Source organism: Klebsiella sp. MBT K-1 (assembly GCF_002556465.1).
GTDB lineage: Bacteria > Pseudomonadota > Gammaproteobacteria > Enterobacterales > Enterobacteriaceae > Klebsiella > Klebsiella grimontii.
Window position 1 is genome coordinate 119,466 of record NZ_PDEL01000011.1, and the last position, 22,037, is coordinate 141,502.

Sequence of the window (22,037 nt, forward strand, 5' to 3'; positions counted from 1 at the left end):
ATTCCGATGACGTGAATAATTTCCTGACAGGCCATCTTCTGGCTACCTATGCATAAGAGGAACAGTTTGAACACAGACACTCGCGAAATCACCCTTGAGCCCGCAGACAACGCCCGTCTGCTGAGCCTATGCGGCCCGTTTGATGACAACATTAAACAGCTGGAACGCCGTCTCGGCATCGAGATTAACCGTCGTGACAACCACTTTAAACTGACCGGTCGACCGATTTGCGTCACCGCTGCGGCGGATATCCTGCGCAGTCTGTACGTCGACACCGCGCCAATGCGCGGCGAGATTCAGGATATTGAACCGGAACAAATTCATCTGGCGATTAAAGAAGCCCGCGTGCTTGAGCAAAGCGCCGAAAGCGTGCCGGACTACGGTAAGGCCATCAATATCAAAACCAAACGTGGCGTGATTAAGCCGCGTACGCCGAATCAGGCGCAGTACATCGCCAATATTCTCGACCACGACATTACCTTCGGCGTCGGCCCCGCCGGTACCGGGAAAACCTACCTGGCGGTCGCCGCCGCGGTGGACGCGCTGGAGCGTCAGGAGATCCGCCGTATTCTTCTGACCCGTCCGGCGGTTGAGGCCGGCGAAAAACTGGGCTTCCTGCCCGGCGATTTGAGCCAGAAAGTGGACCCGTACCTGCGACCGCTGTACGACGCGCTGTTTGAAATGCTCGGCTTCGAAAAAGTCGAAAAGTTGATTGAACGCAACGTGATTGAAGTCGCGCCGCTGGCCTATATGCGCGGCCGTACGCTGAACGACGCGTTTATCATTCTCGACGAAAGCCAGAACACCACCATTGAACAGATGAAAATGTTCCTGACCCGTATCGGCTTTAACTCTAAAGCGGTTATCACTGGCGACGTCACGCAGATTGACCTGCCGCGCAGCACCAAATCGGGCCTGCGCCACGCAATTGAAGTGCTGGCAGAAGTCGATGAGATTAGCTTCAACTTCTTCCACAGCGAAGACGTCGTGCGCCATCCGGTGGTTGCCCGTATCGTTAACGCCTATGAAGCCTGGGAAGAAGCAGACCAGAAACGTAAAGCAGAGCTGGCCGCCGAGCGCAAACGCGAAGCCCAGGAACAGGAGCATAAATGAGTCAGGTCATTCTCGATTTACAGCTGGCTTGCGAAGATAACGGCGGAATGCCGGATGAAGCCCTGTTTCAGCGCTGGGTCGATAGCGTTATCCCGCAGTTTCAGGAGGAGTCGGAGCTGACGATTCGTCTGGTTGATGAAGCGGAAAGCCACGAGCTGAACCTGACCTATCGCGGGAAGGATAAACCGACTAACGTGCTCTCTTTCCCGTTCGAAGCCCCGCCGGGCATCGAAATGCCGCTCCTTGGCGACCTGGTTATCTGCCGTCAGGTGGTTGAACAGGAAGCGAAAGAGCAAGGCAAACCGCTGGAAGCGCACTGGGCGCATATGGTGGTCCACGGTAGCCTGCATCTTTTGGGCTATGACCACATCATCGACGAAGAAGCGGAAGAGATGGAATCCCTCGAAACAGAGATAATGCTTGCTCTGGGCTATGAGGATCCGTACATTGCCGAGAAGGAATAACCCGTTGCCGGCTTTGCCGGCGACTGGCCGCTATGCCGGGCGCTGAGTATACGCGTGACGAGCGACTATTTAATCAACATGAGAACCCATACGACGCCATGAGCGACGACAATTCACACAGTAGCGACACAGTAAACAGCAAAAAGGGATTCTTCTCCCTGTTACTCAGCCAGCTCTTTCACGGTGAACCCAAAAATCGTGACGAACTGCTGGCGCTGATCCGTGATTCCGGGCAAAACGACCTTATCGACGAAGATACGCGCGATATGCTCGAAGGGGTAATGGATATCGCCGACCAGCGCGTCCGCGACATCATGATCCCCCGCTCGCAGATGATTACCCTGAAACGCAACCAGACGCTGGACGAGTGCCTCGATGTGATCATCGAATCCGCCCACTCGCGTTTCCCGGTGATCAGCGAAGATAAAGATCACATTGAAGGGATTCTGATGGCCAAAGATCTGCTGCCGTTTATGCGCAGCGATGCCGAAGCCTTCAGCATGGAAAAAGTGTTGCGCCCGGCGGTTGTCGTGCCTGAAAGCAAGCGGGTTGACCGCATGCTGAAGGAGTTCCGCTCCCAGCGTTATCATATGGCTATCGTTATCGATGAGTTTGGCGGCGTCTCGGGTCTGGTGACCATTGAAGACATTCTTGAGCTGATCGTCGGTGAAATCGAAGACGAATACGACGAAGAAGAAGACATCGATTTTCGTCAGCTAAGCCGCCATACGTGGACGGTGCGCGCGCTGGCTTCAATCGAAGACTTCAACGAAGCGTACGGCACCCACTTCAGCGATGAAGAGGTCGACACCATCGGCGGCCTGGTGATGCAGGCGTTTGGTCATCTGCCTGCCCGCGGCGAGTCTATCGACATTGATGGTTACCAATTCAAGGTCGCAATGGCTGACAGCCGACGTATTATTCAGGTACATGTAAAGCTTCCTGATGATGCCCCGCAGCCGAAGCTGGAAGACTAATCCAACGGGACGATTAACCTAAATGGTATTTGCCTCTCTTATTGAACGCCAGCGCGTACGCCTGCTGCTGGCGCTGTTATTCGGAGCCAGCGGAACGCTGGCTTTTTCACCTTATGACTTCTGGCCGGCGGCGATTATTTCGCTAATTGGCCTGCAGGGTTTAACGCTCAACCGCCGTCCTTTACAAAGCGCCGCGATTGGCTATTTCTGGGGACTCGGGCTATTCGGCTCGGGTATTAACTGGGTTTACGTGAGTATCGCGCAGTTCGGCGGCATGCCCGGTCCGGTTAACGTTTTCCTGGTGATTCTGCTGGCCGCGTATCTCTCCCTTTATACCGGGTTATTCGCCGGTATTCTTTCGCGCCTGTGGCCGAAAACCAGCTGGATACGCGTGACCATCGCCGCGCCGGTGGTCTGGCAAATCAGCGAATTTCTGCGCGGCTGGGTGCTCACCGGCTTCCCGTGGCTACAGTTCGGCTACAGTCAAATCGACGGCCCGCTTAAAGGCCTGGCGCCCGTGATGGGCGTTGAGGCGATTAACTTCCTGCTGATGCTCGTCAGCGGCCTGCTGGTACTCGCTATCGCGCAGCGTAGCTGGAAGCCGCTGATCGCCGCCGTCGTGTTGTTCGCCCTGCCCTTCCCGCTTCGCTATATTCAGTGGTATCAACCGCTGCCGGAACGCGCAACCACGGTTTCGCTGGTACAGGGCGATATCCCCCAGGCGATGAAATGGGACCAGAATCAGCTGCTCAACACCCTGAAAACCTATCTGGATCTCACCCAACCGCACATGGGTAAATCGCAGCTGATCGTCTGGCCGGAGTCCGCAATTCCCGATCTGGAAATCAATCAGCAGCGTTTCCTGAGCATGATGGACGATCTGATGCGGTCGAAAAACAGCGCGCTGATTACCGGTATCGTCGACGCGCGCCTGAACGCGCAGAATCGCTACGATACGTACAACACCATTATTACGCTGGGCAAAGATAACCCATACAGCTACGACTCAAAGAATCGTTACAACAAGAACCATCTGGTGCCGTTCGGTGAGTTTGTGCCACTGGAATCGATTCTGCGTCCGCTGGCGCCGTTCTTCGATCTGCCGATGTCCTCTTTCAGCCGCGGGCCTTACGTGCAGCCGCAGCTGGTTGCGCATAATATGCGTCTCACGGCGGCTATCTGCTATGAGATCATTCTTGGCGAGCAGGTGCGGGATAACTTCCGCCCGGATACGGATTTTCTGTTAACCATCTCTAATGACGCGTGGTTCGGCAAATCTATCGGCCCGTGGCAGCACTTCCAGATGGCGCGGATGCGCGCGCTGGAGCTGGCCCGTCCGCTGCTGCGCAGTACCAATAACGGCATTACCGCGGTCATCGGCCCGCGCGGTGAAATACAGGAGATGATCCCGCAGTTCACCCGCGCCGTATTGACCACCAAAGTGACCCCGACTTCAGGGCTGACGCCGTACGCGCGTACGGGGAACTGGCCGCTGTGGGCGTTAACCGCGCTGTTTGGCTTTGCAGCGCTGCTGATGAGTCTGCGCCAGCGCCGTCGCTAATTGCTTCTCCCGCGGCGGCATTCGTCGCCGCGGTCACCTCTCCTTCTTGTCCATTTTGGCACGACCATTGCTTAATAAATTGATGTAGCAGCGCGATCCTTGAGGGTACAACCTGGTTGCACCACCACCGATCGCCATGCTGCGCTATTTTGGTGCAATGGGGGATTTTTGCCTTTAAATGGTGCGGTGCGCTTCGCAAAAATCAACAATATAAGAGCAAAATCTTTACATTAAGCCAAACTAAATGCTAACAAACACATACAAATGCTGCACGCAAAGACGGCAGCAATAAAAAGCACACACATTCACAATGGGTATCAATAGCGTCTGATGGCGCTGAGGATAAGGAGTCGGATATGCAATTACGTAAACTGGCCGCAGCAATGCTGGTCATGGGACTGACCGCCGGTGCGGCGCATGCAGAAGATGCGGCATCCACCGCTGGCCAGAGCACTCTGGATAAAATTGCCAAAAACGGCGTTATCGTCGTCGGTCACCGTGAATCATCCGTTCCGTTCTCTTACTATGACAACAAACAGCAGGTCGTCGGCTACTCTCAGGACTACTCGAACGCGATCGTTGATGCCATTAAGAAGAAGCTGAACAAACCGGATCTGCAGATCAAACTGATCCCGGTCACCTCACAAAACCGTATTCCGCTGCTGCAAAACGGCACTTATGATTTCGAATGCGGTTCCACCACCAACAACCTTGAACGTCAAAAACAGGCAGCGTTCTCCGACACCATTTTCGTTGTCGGTACCCGTCTGCTGGTGAAAAAAGGCGGCGCGATTAAAGATTTCCCGGATCTGAAGGATAAAGCCGTCGTCGTCACCTCCGGCACCACCTCGGAAATTCTGCTGCACAAGCTGAACGACGAGAAAAAAATGAATATGCGCATTATCAGCGCAAAAGATCACGGTGACTCCTTCCGTACTCTGGAAAGCGGTCGCGCGGTGGCCTTTATGATGGATGACGCTCTGCTGGCGGGCGAACGTGCGAAAGCGAAGAAACCGGATAACTGGGAGATTGTCGGTACCGCTCAGTCTCAGGAAGCCTATGGCTGCATGCTGCGCAAAGACGATCCGCAGTTCAAAACGCTGGTGGACGACACGGTTGCCCATGTTCAGACTTCCGGTGAAGCCGAAAAATGGTTCGATAAGTGGTTTAAAAATCCTATTCCGCCAAAGAATCTGAATATGAACTTTGAACTCTCTGACGAAATGAAAGCGCTGTTCAAATCACCTAACGACAAAGCTCTTAACTAATTAAAAAAACAAAGGGCGGGGAATCCTGCCCTCCCGATTGTTGCCACGGCGCGGACAGACTATACGGCGGCTGGTCGTTCCCCAGCGGCCGCGAATACCGAAACAGGCTGAGCAACAATCTTCGAGGGTAGCGCTGCTACCCTTTTTTTTCCAGGAGTCATTTATGTCAATAGACTGGAACTGGGGGATATTCCTGCAACAGGCCCCGTTCGGCAACACCACCTATTTAGGCTGGCTGTGGAGTGGTTTTCAGGTCACCGTCACCCTGTCGGTAACGGCCTGGATTATCGCGTTCTTTGTGGGGTCGCTCTTCGGTATTCTCCGTACGGTCCCGAACCGTCTGCTGTCAACTATCGGCACCTGTTACGTTGAGCTTTTTCGTAACGTTCCGCTTATCGTTCAATTTTTTACCTGGTATCTGGTGGTACCTGAACTGCTGCCGGAAAACATCGGTATGTGGTTTAAGTCCGAGCTGGATCCCAATATTCAGTTCTTCGTTTCCTCGATGCTGTGTCTGGGATTGTTTACCGCCGCGCGCGTCTGCGAACAAGTTCGCTCCGGCATCCAGTCCCTGCCGCGCGGGCAGAAAAACGCCGGGCTGGCGATGGGACTAACGCTACCGCAAACCTACCGCTACGTTCTGCTGCCCAACGCCTATCGCGTTATCGTGCCGCCGATGACCTCTGAAATGATGAACCTGGTGAAAAACTCGGCCATCGCCTCCACCATCGGACTGGCCGATATGGCCGCGCAGGCGGGCAAGCTGCTGGATTACTCGGCCCATGCCTGGGAGTCGTTTACCGCTATCACCCTCGCCTACGTGTTTATCAACGCCGTTATTATGCTGATCATGTACGTGGTCGAACGTAAGGTCCGCCTGCCGGGCAATATGGGGGGTAAATAATGTACGATTTTGACTGGAGTTCCATTATTCCTTCCATGCCGTATCTGCTGGCTGGACTGGTTATTACCTTAAAAATTACCGTGACCGCGATTGTTATCGGGATTGTCTGGGGGACGATTCTGGCCGTCATGCGCCTGTCGAGCTTCCTGCCGCTGGCGTGGTTTGCCAAAACCTACGTTAACGTCTTCCGCTCCATTCCGCTGGTGATGGTACTGCTGTGGTTTTATCTGATTGTTCCGGGGTTCCTGCAGAACGTGCTTGGCCTGTCGCCGAAAACCGATATCCGACTGATTTCAGCGATGATCGCCTTCTCCATGTTTGAAGCGGCGTATTACTCGGAAATTATTCGCGCCGGTATTCAGAGTATCTCTCGCGGCCAGTCCAGCGCTGCGCTGGCGCTGGGCATGACCCACTGGCAATCCATGAAGCTGGTGATTCTGCCGCAGGCCTTCCGCGCCATGGTACCGCTGCTGCTCACCCAGGGCATCGTGCTGTTCCAGGATACCTCGCTGGTCTACGTCCTGAGCCTGGCCGATTTCTTCCGTACCGCCTCCACTATCGGCGAACGTGATGGAACCCAGGTAGAAATGATCCTGTTCGCAGGCGCCGTATATTTTGTATTTAGTCTCAGCGCATCGCTGTTGGTCAGCTGGTTGAAGAAAAGGACTGTGTAATGATTACCCTGAAAAATGTTTCAAAATGGTATGGTCACTTTCAGGTGCTGACCGATTGCTCCACGGAAGTGAAAAAAGGCGAAGTGGTGGTGGTCTGCGGGCCATCAGGCTCGGGTAAATCCACGCTAATTAAAACCGTCAACGGTCTGGAGCCAATCCAGCAGGGTCAAATCATCGTCGACGGCACCACGGTTAACGATAAAAAGACCAATCTGGCTAAGCTGCGCTCGCGCGTCGGAATGGTATTCCAGCACTTCGAACTGTTCCCGCATTTGTCGATTATCGATAACCTGACGCTGGCGCAGGTTAAGGTGCTCAATCGCGATAAAGCCGCTTCACGCGCAAAAGGGCTCAAGCTGCTGGAACGCGTGGGACTTTCCGCTCATGCAGAAAAGTTTCCCGCTCAGCTCTCTGGCGGCCAGCAGCAGCGCGTGGCCATCGCTCGCGCATTGTGTATGGACCCCATCGCCATGCTGTTTGATGAACCCACTTCCGCGCTTGATCCAGAGATGATTAATGAAGTACTGGACGTGATGGTTGAACTGGCGAATGAAGGGATGACGATGATGGTGGTCACCCACGAAATGGGCTTTGCCCGCAAAGTAGCGAATCGGGTTATCTTTATGGATGAGGGGAAAATTGTCGAAGACGCGGATAAAGAAGCGTTTTTCGCTAACCCGCAATCAGAACGGGCGAAAGACTTCCTCGCCAAAATACTGCACTAAGCCTCCGGCGCGCACGCAAAGTGCGCGTCGTCCTTTTATTCCCCTTATCATATTGAATTATAATCACTCGCCCACGCTTAAATAACCGCCACCCATATATTCACACCCCATCGCTGATAATTCACAAGTTGAAATGACCAATTCAAATAAAATTCAGGATTAACATCGTAGCCTCGATAATCCTGCATCGCTAACATAGCACGACTATTTACGAGGACACTGAGTACTTAAAAAATTCGCTTTGGTATTTTATAAAAAATAAAATTCTTAAAATTGAAAACCACGAGCTGCTGGCGAGCTCATAACACCAGTCAGAACAAAACTCAATTTCCTTTACAAGGGCATCATTATCGAATGAAACAAATGGATATTGCTTCATGAAATACAACAATAACAAACTGTTAAACGCGCTTTTTCTTTACTTTATTTTTACTGCCTCCACGTTTGCGGATGTTGCCAACAACACTCATCAAACTGAACAGGATAAAGCTCGCCAGAGCGCATTAAAGCCCGAGCAGCAAGATTATCAATCATCGCGCACTGGCTCGCATAAATATAAACTTATTTTTCCGGTGGAGGAGACCTGCCGGTATATCAGCCACGTCAATATCATTTCCTCAAATGAAAAACTCACGCAGCGTCTCCTGCGCAATATCGCCGTCCAGGCAGAAAAGAAATGTCTGGGTATTAAAGGCATTCGCCAACTCGCTACGGCATTACAAAATGAAATCATAGTCCAGGGGTATATTACTTCACTTATTGATATACCTTCACAGTCACTGGAAGATGGCGTTTTAGACATTACCCTCACCTACGGTAAGATAGGCAATATGATATGGTCTGCCGACAGCGGCGCCACGTCCAGCCTGTGGAATGCCATACCTACCGCCACGGGTGAGATCCTCAAACTAACCGACCTTGAGCAAGGGATGGCCAATCTGCAACGGCTACCCGGATCGTCGGCGCAAATGAAAATCCAGCCCGGGAAAAACAACGCGGAAAGCGATATTCAGATAACGCGTAATCTGGATAAAAAATGGCAGGTAAGCGCGTGGATGGATGATGCCGGCAGCCGGGAAAGCGGTCGCTATCAGTCCGGGGGTGCACTCTATCTCTATGATATGGCTACGCTTAACGATATTTTCTATGTCTCCGCCGGAGGCGACGTCGAATTTAATCAGCATAATGACGGCAACCACAATAGCAGCCTCTATTATTCGGTTCCTGTCGGGTACTGGTCGCTAAGCCTTTACGGCTCGCAGAGCGAATATCGTCAGCAATTTAAAGCCAACTATTCAACCACCGAATACAAAAGCGAAAACCGTTACGCCAGCGCGACGCTCTCGAGGCTGCTTTCCCATACGCGGCAGCAAAAAACCACCCTGGACGCCCGGGTTGCAAAAAGCACGTCTCGTTACTATTTTGGCGGCAACGAACTCAAGGTTATGCGCAAGCAGAACCCGGTTTGGGAATTGACCCTTCGCCAGCAGCGCTACTTCAATAAAAAAATCATCGATGCCAGCCTGGGCATTCAGCGCAGCTTGCCCTGGCTTAGCTCCATGCCAACCCTTGAGGAAAAAGCGGGTCTCTACAGCCCACTTTCGCGGGTGATACATGCTGATATTCAGGCATTTATGAAATTTGATATTACCGGCGATCGTTTCAGCTACGCGCCGCATATTAATGCTCAGTTTAGTCCCGATATTTTATCCACGGATAATAAATTTAATATCGGCAGCCGCTGGACGGTACGGGGTTTTGATGGAGAAAATTCGCTGTCCGGCAACCAAGGCTGGTACTGGCGTAATGATTTTATCTGGGATATGCCAACCCCGGATCGGCAATTATATTTTGGTCTGGATATTGGCCGCATCACCGGCAGTGAAAAATATAAACAGGGTAAAGTTATTTCCGGCGCCGTAAGCGGGCTGCGCGGCCAGCTATTTTCCACGCAGTATGATTTTTTTATCGGTACGCCGTTCATTAAACCCGATCGTTTTCATAGCGATCCGCTCAACCTTGGTTTCTCGCTCAACTGGAGGTATTAACGTCGTTAAATAAACTAATAAATATTCATTAACTTTTAAGCAATTTATTTAAAGGAATAAACGCAATGTTCAAATTTAAATTTACTTATGTCGCCCTGGCGGCAGCACTCAGTTCGTCTTACGTCTATGCCGATCCGACGGTCTGGACCCACTCATCCGGAGCTACCGTCGTTGATATTGAAACGCCTAACGCAGCGGGCGTTTCTCACAATATGTACCGTGACTTTAATGTCAGTAACAAGGGCATGATTCTCAACAATAGTTCCAGCGATCTTACTCACGACACCTTAGGCAATATCGCTAAAAACAATAATCTGGCTAATGGCGGCGCTTCGGTGATCCTCAATGAAGTGACCTCAAATAAATCCAGCTCGCTCAATGGATTTATTGAAGTCGCCGGTCAAAAAGCCGACGTTATCATCGCTAACCCAAACGGAATCTCCTGCTCAGGCTGTAGCTTTATTAACACCGATCGCGCGGTTTTAACCACCGGCCAGGTAAAGCTCAACGACAGTGGCGCGATTGACAGCTATACCATCTCCCAAGGTCAGATCACTATTGGGCAAAACGGGATGAATGCAACAAATAGCTATGCCACCCTGCTGGCAAATGCTATTGCCATTAACGGTACCGTCAGCACTCCCAACGCGACGGTAGCCGCAGGAAACTTCACGCTTGACAACAATACAGGGCAAATGACCTCTGCGGGTAAAACGCCTACGGTACTACAGATGCTGATTCCGGAATACAGCATTGATATTAGCAATCTTGGCGGAATTAAAGCTAACAGCATCAGCATGATTGGCAACGACTTAGGTCTCGGCGTACGCAATAAAGGCGCGATTGTCGCCAATAGCACACTGACAATGTCCAGTAACGGTTCACTGACCAACGAAGGATCGATCACCAGCAACGGTATGCTTACGCAGATCGCCGCCGCCGGGAATATTAAAAACACGGGTAACATCTCGACGACAAACATTACAATTATCAATGGATTACAAACACTTACCAACAACGGAACCATATCCAGCAGCAAACAGTTGATGGTCAGCGCCTCTGGAAATATCGAAAACAACGGCACCATCAAAAGCAGCACGGCATTAAGCGTAGCGACTAACGGCAACCTGAAAACGGCTCACGGCTCTAATCTTCTTTCTGATAATCAACTGCTAGTATCGGCTCTTGGCAATATCGATAACGGCGGTTCAACCCGGGCGAAAAATACCAGCATTGCTTTTAGCGGTAGCTCGCTCAAGGTAACCGGTAACATTCACGGAACGGACAATCTCGTGATTCAATCGGTTAAAGATAAAGCGCTCTCATCCGGTGAAATCAGCAACTCGGGAACCTTAAAAGGGGGTAACGTCACCATCCAGACGAATGGTACGCTGGCGTTAAACCGTGATAGCAAAATACTCGCCAGCAATATGCTGACAACCAACAGCAACTGGCTGAATAACGATGGGGGAACCGTTCGCGGCGATTCTGCTGTCTTAAACTTTAATAACAACGCGATGCAAAACAGCGGAGAAATTATTGGCGGGACCATCAACATTTCCACCAACTCAGATCTGGTAAATAAATGGATTATGGAATCCTTTGGCGATTTCACCATTGATACCCACAATAAAGGCAACATTATCAACCGCGACAAAATCGTAGCTGGCGGAACGATGACCTTAAATGCAAAACAAGTGGTTAACGGCGGCTATAAATGCGGGTTCCTGAAAATGTTCACCTGCGATGCCGGCTTACTGAGCGGCAATAAACTGGTCCTGAATACTTCTCAGCGATATGCTTCTGAAGTGGGTGGCGAACAGTATTTCAAGTTAACGGAAGTTAACACCACCAAATAAATTATTAACCAAAAACCAGCCATCTTATTGAACTACACTCTAAAATGCCGGCGCTACCAGCGCCGGCATTTTATAAAATTGACATGAGCCGCTGAGTTTATCAGAGGCCCGGTATATTCAACTCCGGGCCTTATCGTTTAGGGCTCAAATGGCCGACGCTGGAACTGATCGTGCCCGCATTTGGGGCAACGCGGCAGCACATCCGGCGTATACACCGGCAGATGGTAATGGCACTTCTCACACACCAGATTGCCGAGCCCGACCACTTCGCCGCTATGATAAACGCCGTGGTGGCTGAGGTCCTGGAACACTTCGCGCCACTCAAGCTGGGTTTTGTCGGTAATATCCGCCAGCTCCTGCCACAGGCTCTCTTTGATCACCCGCATAAAGACGCTGTCCGTTAGCTCATCCTGGCTCTCTTCATAGCTGAGGGCGAACTCTTCCAGATCGCGTCTGACGGCGCGAATAACGTTGTCGATTTCACTCTGCGTTAACTCGCCGGACTGGCTAATCCTGACCCTGGCCTGCTCCACCAGCGCGTCAATATCGCGTTCTCCATTGCGTAACCGCTCGCTGAGCGTCGACACCAGCTCTCGGTAGAATTGAGCAACCTTGTTCATCTTTTCGCCTCCGGTGTGGTTAACTTCTTATAATGGTAGACGTTATCTGCGGATTGCTCTGCAAGCCAAGCCACAGAGTCGCGAAATTTTCTCTACCGCTTTCATCTCGGTAAGTGTGTGAAAGGCTGTTTTGACGTTGGCGTTTGGGCTATGCTATGCCGATCTGAAATAAAACATCCATTGGCTACATTTTGTAGCTGTATTGAAAACAGGACCACTGGCTGCCATGCAAGAGCAATACCGCCCGGAAGAGATAGAATCAAAAGTCCAGCAACACTGGGACGAGAAGCGTACCTTTGAAGTTACCGAAGACGAGAGCAAAGAGAAGTATTACTGCCTGTCGATGCTTCCCTATCCTTCTGGTCGACTACACATGGGCCACGTGCGCAACTATACCATCGGTGACGTGATTTCCCGTTACCAGCGTATGTTGGGCAAAAATGTCCTGCAGCCTATCGGCTGGGATGCGTTTGGCCTACCTGCGGAAGGCGCAGCGGTGAAAAACAACACCGCGCCGGCCCCGTGGACCTATGACAACATCGCCTACATGAAAAACCAGCTGAAGAAGCTGGGCTTCGGCTATGACTGGAGCCGTGAAGTGGCGACCTGCACCCCGGAATACTACCGCTGGGAGCAGAAGTTCTTTACCGAGCTGTATAAAAAAGGCCTGGTCTACAAAAAAACCTCCGCGGTGAACTGGTGCCCGAACGACCAGACCGTACTGGCGAACGAGCAGGTTATCGATGGCTGCTGCTGGCGCTGCGACACCAAAGTCGAGCGTAAAGAGATTCCGCAGTGGTTTATTAAAATCACCGCCTACGCTGACGAGCTACTGAACGATCTGGATAACCTGGATCACTGGCCTGACACCGTTAAAACCATGCAGCGCAACTGGATCGGCCGCTCCGAAGGCGTCGAAATCTCCTTCGATGTGAACGACTACGCCGACAAGCTGACCGTCTACACCACCCGCCCGGACACCTTTATGGGCTGCACCTACCTTGCCGTCGCTGCGGGCCACCCGCTGGCGCAGCAGGCTGCCGCCAATAACCCCGCGCTGGCGACCTTTATCGACGAATGCCGCAATACCAAAGTTGCCGAAGCCGATATGGCGACCATGGAGAAAAAAGGCGTCGATACCGGCTACAAAGCCATCCACCCGCTGACCGGCGAAGCGATCCCGGTATGGGCGGCAAACTTTGTGCTGATGGAGTACGGCACCGGCGCGGTGATGGCCGTCCCGGGTCACGATCAGCGCGACTACGAATTTGCCAGCAAATACGGTCTGAACATCAAGCCGGTTATCCTGGCCGCCGATGGCTCAGAGCCCGACCTCTCTGAACAGGCGCTGACCGAAAAAGGCGTATTGTTTAACTCTGGCGAGTTCGACGGTCTGGATCACGAGGCGGGCTTTAATGCTATCGCCGATAAGCTCGCGTCTCTTGGCGTCGGCGAACGTAAAGTGAACTACCGCCTGCGCGACTGGGGCGTTTCCCGTCAGCGCTACTGGGGCGCGCCGATCCCAATGGTCACCCTTGAAGACGGCACCGTGATGCCGACGCCGGAAGATCAGCTGCCGGTTATTCTGCCGGAAGATGTCGTGATGGACGGGATCACCAGCCCAATTAAAGCCGATCCGGAGTGGGCGAAAACCACCGTTAACGGCCAGCCGGCGCTGCGCGAAACCGATACCTTTGACACCTTTATGGAGTCCTCCTGGTACTACGCGCGCTACACCTGCCCGCAGTACGACCAGGGTATGCTGGACCCGGAAGCGGCGAACTACTGGCTGCCTGTCGATATCTATATCGGCGGGATCGAACACGCCATTATGCACCTGCTCTATTTCCGCTTCTTCCACAAGTTGATGCGCGACGCGGGCATGGTGAACTCTGACGAACCGGCTAAACAGCTGCTTTGCCAGGGGATGGTGCTGGCGGATGCCTTCTACTACGTTGGCGAAAACGGCGAGCGTAACTGGGTGTCGCCGAAAGAAGCGACTACCGAGCGCGACGAGAAGGGCCGTATCGTTAAAGCCTTCGACCCACAGGGCCGCGAGCTGGTCTATACCGGCATGAGCAAGATGTCCAAGTCGAAAAACAACGGCATCGACCCGCAGGAAATGGTTGAACGCTACGGCGCGGACACCGTGCGTCTGTTTATGATGTTCGCTTCTCCGGCCGACATGACGCTTGAGTGGCAGGAATCCGGGGTGGAAGGTGCGAACCGCTTCCTGAAACGCGTCTGGAAACTGGTCTACGAACATACCTCCCAGGGCGAAGCCGCTGCGCTGGACGTTGCCAGCCTCAGCGAAGATCAAAAAGCGCTGCGTCGCGACGTGCACAAAACGATCGCGAAAGTGACCGATGATATCGGCCGTCGTCAGACCTTCAACACCGCGATTGCGGCGATTATGGAGCTGATGAACAAGCTGGCGAAAGCGCCGCAGGAAGGTGAACAGGATCGCGCGCTGATGCGTGAGGCCCTGCTGGCCGTGGTTCGTATGCTCAACCCGTTCACTCCGCATGCCAGCTTTACCTTGTGGCAGGAGCTGGGCGGCGAAGGCGATATTGACAACACGCCGTGGCCGGTCGCTGACGAAAGCGCGATGGTTGAAGACACCACTCTGGTCGTGGTCCAGGTAAATGGTAAAGTTCGTGGTAAGATTACCGTTGCGGTGGATGCAACCGAAGAGCAGGTTCGTGAGCGTGCGGGTCAGGAGCATCTGGTTGCGAAATATCTCGACGGTGTGACCGTACGTAAAGTGATCTACGTTCCGGGTAAACTGCTCAATCTGGTCGTTGGCTAAGCGCAGGAGGAAGCGTGCGATATCTGGCAACATTGTTGTTATCTCTGGCGGTGTTAATCACCGCCGGCTGTGGCTGGCACCTGCGTAGCACTACGCAGGTTCCGACCGCAATGAAAACCATGATCTTCCAGTCGGGCGATCCTAATGGTCCATTAAGTCGTGCCGTCCGTAATCAGCTGCGTCTGAACGGGGTTGAACTGGTCGATAGCAGTACGCTGCGCAAGGATATTCCTTCCCTGCGTCTGGAGACATCGTCCATTCAGAAAGATACGGCATCTATTTTCCAGGACGGCCGTACTGCGGAATATCAGATGGTGATGACGGTAAACGCCAGCGTCCTGATCCCAGGTCATGATATCTATCCCATCACGACCAAAGTCTACCGCTCGTTCTTCGATAACCCGCAGGCGGCGTTAGCGAAAGATGCCGAGCAGGACATGATCGTTCAGGAAATGTACGACAAAGCGGCAGAGCAGCTGATCCGTAAGCTGCCGAGCGTACACGTTGCGGATGTCGAAGCCACCAAAGAGGATGAGAAGCCGGTCGCCACGACCCCAGCCGCTTCCACCTCCGGCAATCGCGTCTCCACCACGCTGGGTAACTGATGATTCGGTTGTACCCGGAACAGCTCCGCGCGCAGCTCACTGAAGGGCTGCGCGCGGCCTATCTGCTGCTTGGCAACGATCCGCTGCTGCTGCAGGAGAGCCAGGACGCCATCCGCGAAGCGGCCGCGACCCAGGGCTTTATCGAACACCACACCGCCACCGTTGATGCCAGTACCGACTGGCCCGCCCTCTTCTCGTTAAGTCAGGCCATGAGCCTGTTTTCCAGCCGCCAGACGCTGCTGCTGATCCTGCCCGATAATGGCCCTAATGCGGCAATTAACGAACAGCTTGCGACGCTCGTCGGCATGCTGCATGACGATTTACTGCTGATCGTTCGCGGTAATAAGCTAACGAAAGCGCAGGAGAACGCCGCGTGGATGACGGCGCTGACCAGCCGGGCGGTGCAGGTTAGCTGCCAGACGCCGGAATATGCCCAGCTGCCGCGCTGGCTCGCCGCGCGCGCAAAGCAGAATAATCTGCAGCTTGATGACGCGGCCAGCCAGCTTCTGTGCTACTGCTATGAGGGTAATCTGCTGGCGTTGGCCCAGGCTCTTGAGCGCCTTTCGCTGCTGTGGCCGGATGGTAAACTGACGCTGCCGCGGGTTGAGCAGGCCGTGAATGATGCTGCGCATTTCACACCTTATCACTGGGTGGATGCGCTGCTGGCCGGTAAAAGCAAGCGCGTTCTCCACGTTCTGCAACAGCTGCGTCTGGAAGGCAGCGAGCCGGCTATCCTGCTGCGCACCCTACAGCGCGAGCTGCTGCTGCTGGTCAACCTGAAGCGGCAATCGGCCCATACGCCGCTGCGTTCGCTGTTTGACAAGCATCGCGTATGGCAAAACCGCCGCCAGCTGGTCAGCGACGCGCTGGCACGCCTGAGCGCCGACCAGCTGCGTCAGGCCGTCACGTTGTTGACCCGCGCGGAGCTTACCTTCAAGCAGGATTACGGGCACTCCGTATGGCCCGAGCTGGAAAGTCTCTCTTTATTGCTCTGCCATAAAGCGCTGGCAGACGTTTTTATTGATGGTTGATATGACTCAGTTACAGGCGATGTACGGCGGCACCTTCGATCCGGTGCATTACGGTCACCTTAAACCGGTGGAAATTCTGGCCAACCTTATCGGCCTCAATAAAGTCACCATCGTGCCCAACAATGTGCCGCCGCACCGCCCGCAGCCCGAAGCCACCAGCGACCAACGCAGGCATATGCTGGCGCTGGCCATCGCGGATAAGCCGCTGTTTATCCTCGACGATCGTGAGCTTAAGCGCGACACGCCGTCATATTCAGCGCAAACCCTGCGCGAGTGGCGCCAGGAGCAAGGTCCACAGCGCCCCCTGGCGTTTATCATTGGCCAGGATTCGCTGCTCACCTTTACCACCTGGCACGAGTATGAAAGCATTCTTGATAACGTACATCTGATCGTTTGCCGACGCCCGGGTTATCCGCTGACCATGGCGTGCGAGCAGGATCAGCAGTGGCTGGACAAACATCTCACTCATGACGTCGAGCGGCTGCATAGCAGCCCGGCGGGCGTTATCTACCTGGCCGAAACGCCGTGGTTTGATATTTCTGCCACCCTGATTCGCCAGCGTCTTGAAGCTGGCGAGCCCTGCGCGGACATGCTGCCGGAAACCGTGCTCGACTATATCCATGAGCAGAAGCTCTACTGCTAGCCTTGCCACAAGGAGAGTCTTATAGACTCCTTTCGAGAGGGTCATCATGAAGTTATGGTTAGTTCGTCATGGCGAGACCGAGGCCAACGTCGCGGGCCTCTATAGCGGACATGCTCCCACAGCCTTAACCGAACGCGGAATCAGACAAGCGCAAACGCTGGGAAAGCGGCTGCAGGCCGTTCCTTTTCAGCGCGTGTTTTGCAGTGAACTTGAGCGCACCCAGCGTACGGCCAGCCTGCTGCTTGGCGACCGTGACGTCCCTCGCCAGTCCTTCGCCGAGCTCAATGAAATGTTCTTCGGCGACTGGGAAATGCGCCACCATCGCGATTTACAGCATGAAGATGCGGAAAACTACGCCGCGTGGTGCGCCGACTGGCAGCATGCGGCGCCCACTAACGGTGAAGGCTTTCAGGCGTTCGCCGAACGCGTCTCCGGCTTCACCGCCGCCCTCCCTCAGCACCGGGAACTTAGTCATCTGCTGATCGTCGGCCACCAGGGCGTGCTTAGCCTGTTAATCGCTCAACTTCTGAATATGCCGGATTCGGCGATGTGGCACTTCCCCATCGAGCACGGCGCGTGGAGCCTTGTCGATCTCCAGCCCGATTTCACTACCCTGCGCGTGCTGAATAGCCAGGCAGTTTGGCTGGCGGAAGAAGAATTGCGCGCAGACCATTGACAGGGCAAAGCAGGCTGTTATTCTCCGCAGCCAGGCTGCATTTACCATTTGAACTTTGCAGAAATTGTTTTACAAAAATGGCGATGCAATCATCGGCGATGGATGGGATGATAGCGGCCTTAACCGCCTATTTATCGACATTTATCCCGATTTTGCTACCAGTTCAGGTATACTGTCAGGCTGTTTATTATTATCACTCTTCACACACCCAGGGGGAACTCTTGCAGGGTAAAGCACTCCAGGATTTTGTTATCGACAAAATTGATGACCTGAAAGGTCAGGACATCGTTGCCATTGACGTTCATGGCAAATCCAGCATCACCGATTGCATGGTTATCTGCACAGGCACTTCTACGCGCCATGTTATGTCCATCGCCGACCACGTAGTGCAAGAGTCTCGCGCCGCCGGTATGCTGCCGCTGGGCGTTGAAGGCGAAGCCGCCGCGGACTGGATTGTCGTCGATCTCGGCGACGTTATGGTTCACGTCATGCAGGAAGAGAGCCGTCGTCTGTACGAGCTGGAAAAACTCTGGAGTTAACGCGTGAAGCTGCACCTGGTAGCCGTTGGCACCAAAATGCCGGACTGGGTTCAGACCGGCTTTAGCGAATATCTGCGCCGTTTTCCAAAAGATATGCCGTTCGAACTGGTGGAAATCCCCGCCGGAAAACGCGGCAAAAATGCCGACATCAAGCGAATTCTGGAAAAAGAAGGTGAAATGATGCTGGCGGCCGCAGGCAAAAACCGCATCGTCACCCTGGATATTCCGGGGAAACCATGGGATACGCCGCAGCTGGCGCGCGAACTAGAACGCTGGAAACAGGATGGCCGGGACGTCAGTCTGCTCATCGGCGGCCCGGAAGGCCTTTCACCCGCCTGCAAAGCGGCAGCGGAACAAAGTTGGTCGCTCTCAACGCTCACCTTACCTCACCCGCTGGTTCGCGTACTGGTGGCCGAGAGTCTGTATCGGGCGTGGAGCATTACCACCAACCACCCTTACCACCGTGAGTAATGATGACCAGGGTAGACTAAGCAGCGAATGAAATTACAGAATTCTTTCCGCGACTATACGGCTGAATCCTCGCTGTTCGTGCGCCGGGCGCTGGTCGCTTTTTTGGGGATTTTGCTGCTTACCGGTGTATTGATCGCCAATCTTTATAACGTGCAGATTGTGCGTTACACCGACTATCAAACGCGTTCAAACGAAAACCGCATCAAGCTGGTCCCTATTCCGCCAAGCCGCGGCATTATCTACGATCGCAACGGCACGCCGCTGGCGCTCAACCGCACGATTTACCAGCTGGAAATGATGCCGGAGAAGGTCGACAACGTTCAGCAAACGCTGGATGCGCTGCGCGACGTTATCGATCTCACCGATGACGATGTAGCGAACTTTAAAAAAGAGCGTGCCCGCTCCCACCGCTTTACCTCCATTCCGGTGAAAGTCAATCTCAGCGAAGTACAGGTCGCCCGTTTCGCGGTTAACCAGTACCGTTTTCCCGGCGTAGAAGTCAAAGGCTATAAGCGCCGCTACTATCCCTATAATTCAGCCCTGACCCACGTTATCGGCTACGTCTCCAAAATTAACGATAAAGACGTCGATCGCCTGGATAAAGAGGGAAAGCTGGCTAACTACGCCTCCACGCACGATATCGGCAAGCTGGGGATCGAACGCTATTACGAAGATGTCCTGCACGGGCAGACTGGCTATGAAGAAGTTGAAGTAAACAACCGCGGCCGGGTAATTCGCCAGCTGAAAGAGGTTCCGCCGCAGGCCGGACGCGATATCTATTTAACGCTCGACCTGAAGCTACAGCAGTATATTGAAACGCTGCTGGCCGGCAGCCGCGCGGCGGTCGTGGTCACAGACCCGCGTACCGGCGCCATCCTCGCGCTGGTCTCGACGCCAAGCTACGACCCCAACCTGTTCGTTGATGGTATTTCCAGCAAAGACTACTCCGGGCTGCTTAACGATCCTAATACGCCGTTGGTCAACCGCGCGACCCAGGGCGTTTATCCACCAGCATCAACGGTTAAGCCTTACGTGGCCGTCTCGGCGCTCAGCGCCGGGGTTATTACCCGCAACACCAGCCTGTTTGACCCCGGCTGGTGGCAGCTTCCCGGCTCGGATAAACGCTACCGCGACTGGAAAAAGTGGGGCCACGGCCATCTGAACGTCACTAAAGCGCTGGAAGAGTCGGCCGATACTTACTTCTATCAGGTTGCCTACGATATGGGTATCGATCGCCTGTCGGAGTGGATGGGCAAATTCGGCTATGGCCACTATACCGGCGTTGACCTGGCGGAAGAGCGCTCCGGCAACATGCCGACCCGCGAATGGAAGCTCAAGCGCTTCAAGAAACCCTGGTACCAGGGCGATACCATTCCGGTCGGGATCGGACAGGGCTACTGGACCGCAACGCCTATCCAGATGAACAAGGCGCTGATGATCCTGATTAACGACGGTGTGGTTAAAGTGCCGCACCTGCTGCAGAGCACGGTGGAGGACGGCAAACCGGTGCCGTGGGTTCAGCCCCATGAACCGCCGGTCGGCGATATTCACTCTGGTTTTTGGGAAATCGCCAAAGACGGGATGTTTGGCGTCGCCAACCGCGGCAACGGTACCGCGCATAAATACTTCGCCAGCGCGCCGTATAAAATTGCGGCCAAATCGGGTACCGCTCAGGTCTTCGGCCTGAAAGCCAACGAGACCTATAACGCGCACAGAATCGCTGAACGCCTGCGTGACCATAAACTGATGACGGCGTTTGCCCCTTACAACAACCCCCAGGTTGCCGTGGCCATTATTCTTGAGAACGGCGGCGCAGGTCCGGCAGTCGGTACCATTATGCGTCAGATTCTCGATCATATAATGCTGGGCGATAACAACACCAACCTGCCGAGTGAAAACCCGGCGGTAACGGCTGGGGAGGATCAATAATGACTGATAATCCGAATAAAAAATCGCTATGGGATAAAATCCACCTCGACCCCACCATGCTGCTTATCCTGCTGGCGCTGCTGACCTATAGCGCGCTGGTTATCTGGAGCGCCAGCGGTCAGGACATGGGCATGATGGAGCGTAAAATCGGCCAGATCGCCATGGGGATTGTTATTATGATCGTCATGGCGCAAATTCCGCCGCGGGTCTATGAGGGCTGGGCGCCCTATCTCTATATATTCTGTATTATCCTGCTGGTGGCGGTTGATGCCTTCGGCGCCATCTCTAAAGGGGCGCAGCGCTGGCTGGATCTCGGCATCGTCCGCTTCCAGCCGTCGGAAATCGCCAAAATAGCCGTACCGCTGATGGTGGCGCGCTTTATCAACCGCGACGTTTGCCCGCCATCGCTGAAAAATACCGCTATCGCGCTGGTGCTGATTTTCCTGCCCACGCTGCTGGTCGCCGCGCAGCCGGACCTCGGGACCTCGATTCTGGTCGCCCTGTCCGGTCTATTCGTGCTCTTTCTGTCTGGTCTGAGCTGGCGTCTGATCGGTATCGCCGTGGTGCTGGTCGCCGCCTTTATTCCGATCCTCTGGTTCTTCCTGATGCATGATTATCAGCGCCAGCGCGTAATGATGCTGCTCGACCCGGAAACCGATCCGCTCGGCGCGGGGTACCACATTATTCAGTCAAAAATTGCCATCGGCTCCGGCGGGCTGCGCGGGAAAGGCTGGCTGCATGGAACCCAGTCGCAGCTGGAGTTTCTGCCTGAACGCCATACCGACTTTATCTTTGCCGTACTGGCGGAAGAGCTGGGGCTGATTGGCGTGCTGATCCTGCTGGCGCTCTATATTCTGCTTATCATGCGCGGGTTGTGGATTGCCGCCCAGGCGCAAACCACCTTTGGCCGGGTCATGGCCGGCGGTTTAATGTTGATTTTATTCGTTTATGTCTTCGTAAATATTGGTATGGTAAGTGGTATTTTACCGGTGGTGGGGGTACCTTTGCCGCTGGTCAGCTACGGGGGCTCTGCCCTAATCGTATTGATGGCCGGGTTTGGTATCGTTATGTCGATCCATACTCACAGAAAAATGTTGTCGAAAAGCGTGTAAGGGGTTCGC

General features: G+C 53.9%; 20 protein-coding genes. 19 read left to right on the forward strand and 1 reads right to left on the reverse strand.

What is annotated here, in order from left to right:
• Positions 1-66 precede the first annotated feature (66 nt).
• The 10 genes from CMQ96_RS17775 to CMQ96_RS17820 all read left to right on the forward strand — a co-directional run bounded on the left by CMQ96_RS17775 (position 67) and on the right by CMQ96_RS17820 (position 11,593).
• Positions 67-1,113: a PhoH family protein gene (locus tag CMQ96_RS17775; RefSeq protein WP_004134159.1), complete on the forward strand. Its 1,047-nt coding sequence runs from the start codon at positions 67-69 to the stop codon at positions 1,111-1,113.
• Positions 1,110-1,577, forward strand: coding sequence for an rRNA maturation RNase YbeY (ybeY, locus tag CMQ96_RS17780; protein ID WP_024358805.1), 468 nt, complete (start codon positions 1,110-1,112; stop codon positions 1,575-1,577). Before CMQ96_RS17775 ends, ybeY begins: the two co-directional genes overlap by 4 nt.
• 98 nt (positions 1,578-1,675) lie before the next feature.
• Positions 1,676-2,554: a CNNM family magnesium/cobalt transport protein CorC gene (gene corC, locus CMQ96_RS17785; protein ID WP_004130445.1), complete on the forward strand. Its 879-nt coding sequence runs from the start codon at positions 1,676-1,678 to the stop codon at positions 2,552-2,554.
• Between the two features lie 22 nt (positions 2,555-2,576).
• Complete coding sequence (lnt, locus tag CMQ96_RS17790) at positions 2,577-4,115, forward strand: apolipoprotein N-acyltransferase (protein ID WP_004134166.1); 1,539 nt, start codon at positions 2,577-2,579, stop codon at positions 4,113-4,115.
• A gap of 356 nt (positions 4,116-4,471) precedes the next feature.
• Positions 4,472-5,383: an amino acid ABC transporter substrate-binding protein gene (locus CMQ96_RS17795; protein ID WP_004134168.1), complete on the forward strand. Its 912-nt coding sequence runs from the start codon at positions 4,472-4,474 to the stop codon at positions 5,381-5,383.
• A 163-nt stretch (positions 5,384-5,546) separates the two neighbouring features.
• Positions 5,547-6,287 carry an amino acid ABC transporter permease gene (locus CMQ96_RS17800; protein ID WP_004111387.1) on the forward strand — a complete coding sequence of 247 codons (741 nt, stop codon included), beginning with the start codon at positions 5,547-5,549 and terminating at the stop codon, positions 6,285-6,287.
• Positions 6,287-6,961 carry a glutamate/aspartate ABC transporter permease GltK gene (gene gltK, locus CMQ96_RS17805; protein ID WP_004130439.1) on the forward strand — a complete coding sequence of 225 codons (675 nt, stop codon included), beginning with the start codon at positions 6,287-6,289 and terminating at the stop codon, positions 6,959-6,961. Before CMQ96_RS17800 ends, gltK begins: the two co-directional genes overlap by 1 nt.
• Positions 6,961-7,686, forward strand: a complete 726-nt coding sequence (locus CMQ96_RS17810) for an amino acid ABC transporter ATP-binding protein (protein ID WP_004100186.1) — start codon at positions 6,961-6,963, stop codon at positions 7,684-7,686. The genes gltK and CMQ96_RS17810 overlap by 1 nt, the downstream gene beginning before the upstream one ends.
• 377 nt (positions 7,687-8,063) lie before the next feature.
• On the forward strand, positions 8,064-9,734 hold the full coding sequence (locus tag CMQ96_RS17815; RefSeq protein ID WP_098067091.1) for a ShlB/FhaC/HecB family hemolysin secretion/activation protein: 1,671 nt from the start codon (positions 8,064-8,066) through the stop codon (positions 9,732-9,734).
• 65 nt (positions 9,735-9,799) lie between these two features.
• Positions 9,800-11,593, forward strand: a complete 1,794-nt coding sequence (locus CMQ96_RS17820) for a filamentous hemagglutinin N-terminal domain-containing protein (protein WP_098067092.1) — start codon at positions 9,800-9,802, stop codon at positions 11,591-11,593.
• Positions 11,594-11,730: 137 nt separating this feature from the next.
• Here the strand turns inward: CMQ96_RS17820 and CMQ96_RS17825 are convergent, their stop codons facing one another.
• A complete protein-coding gene (locus CMQ96_RS17825) occupies positions 11,731-12,213 on the reverse strand; it encodes a zinc ribbon-containing protein (RefSeq protein ID WP_098067093.1) in 483 nt (160 codons plus the stop codon).
• Positions 12,214-12,439: 226 nt separating this feature from the next.
• On the opposite strand from CMQ96_RS17825, the gene leuS reads away from it, so the two are divergent.
• From leuS to mrdB, 9 genes are all read left to right on the forward strand, one after another.
• Positions 12,440-15,022 carry a leucine--tRNA ligase gene (gene leuS, locus CMQ96_RS17830; RefSeq protein WP_024358809.1) on the forward strand — a complete coding sequence of 861 codons (2,583 nt, stop codon included), beginning with the start codon at positions 12,440-12,442 and terminating at the stop codon, positions 15,020-15,022.
• A gap of 14 nt (positions 15,023-15,036) precedes the next feature.
• Positions 15,037-15,627 carry an LPS assembly lipoprotein LptE gene (gene lptE / locus CMQ96_RS17835; protein WP_004134176.1) on the forward strand — a complete coding sequence of 197 codons (591 nt, stop codon included), beginning with the start codon at positions 15,037-15,039 and terminating at the stop codon, positions 15,625-15,627.
• A complete protein-coding gene (gene holA, locus CMQ96_RS17840; protein WP_004134178.1) occupies positions 15,627-16,658 on the forward strand; it encodes a DNA polymerase III subunit delta in 1,032 nt (343 codons plus the stop codon). Before lptE ends, holA begins: the two co-directional genes overlap by 1 nt.
• A complete protein-coding gene (nadD, locus tag CMQ96_RS17845; protein ID WP_049085343.1) occupies positions 16,651-17,301 on the forward strand; it encodes a nicotinate-nucleotide adenylyltransferase in 651 nt (216 codons plus the stop codon). Before holA ends, nadD begins: the two co-directional genes overlap by 8 nt.
• A gap of 46 nt (positions 17,302-17,347) precedes the next feature.
• Positions 17,348-17,977 (forward strand): adenosylcobalamin/alpha-ribazole phosphatase, encoded by a 630-nt coding sequence (locus CMQ96_RS17850; RefSeq protein WP_064342348.1) that lies wholly within the window; start codon positions 17,348-17,350, stop codon positions 17,975-17,977.
• Positions 17,978-18,198: 221 nt separating this feature from the next.
• Entirely contained in the window at positions 18,199-18,516 is a 318-nt protein-coding gene (rsfS, locus tag CMQ96_RS17860; RefSeq protein ID WP_004100162.1) for a ribosome silencing factor, read from the forward strand.
• Between the two features lie 3 nt (positions 18,517-18,519).
• A complete protein-coding gene (gene rlmH, locus CMQ96_RS17865; protein WP_004100160.1) occupies positions 18,520-18,987 on the forward strand; it encodes a 23S rRNA (pseudouridine(1915)-N(3))-methyltransferase RlmH in 468 nt (155 codons plus the stop codon).
• A 27-nt stretch (positions 18,988-19,014) separates the two neighbouring features.
• Positions 19,015-20,916 (forward strand): peptidoglycan DD-transpeptidase MrdA, encoded by a 1,902-nt coding sequence (mrdA, locus tag CMQ96_RS17870; RefSeq protein ID WP_004130417.1) that lies wholly within the window; start codon positions 19,015-19,017, stop codon positions 20,914-20,916.
• Positions 20,916-22,028, forward strand: a complete 1,113-nt coding sequence (gene mrdB, locus CMQ96_RS17875) for a peptidoglycan glycosyltransferase MrdB (RefSeq protein WP_004100156.1) — start codon at positions 20,916-20,918, stop codon at positions 22,026-22,028. Before mrdA ends, mrdB begins: the two co-directional genes overlap by 1 nt.
• Positions 22,029-22,037 lie beyond the last annotated feature (9 nt).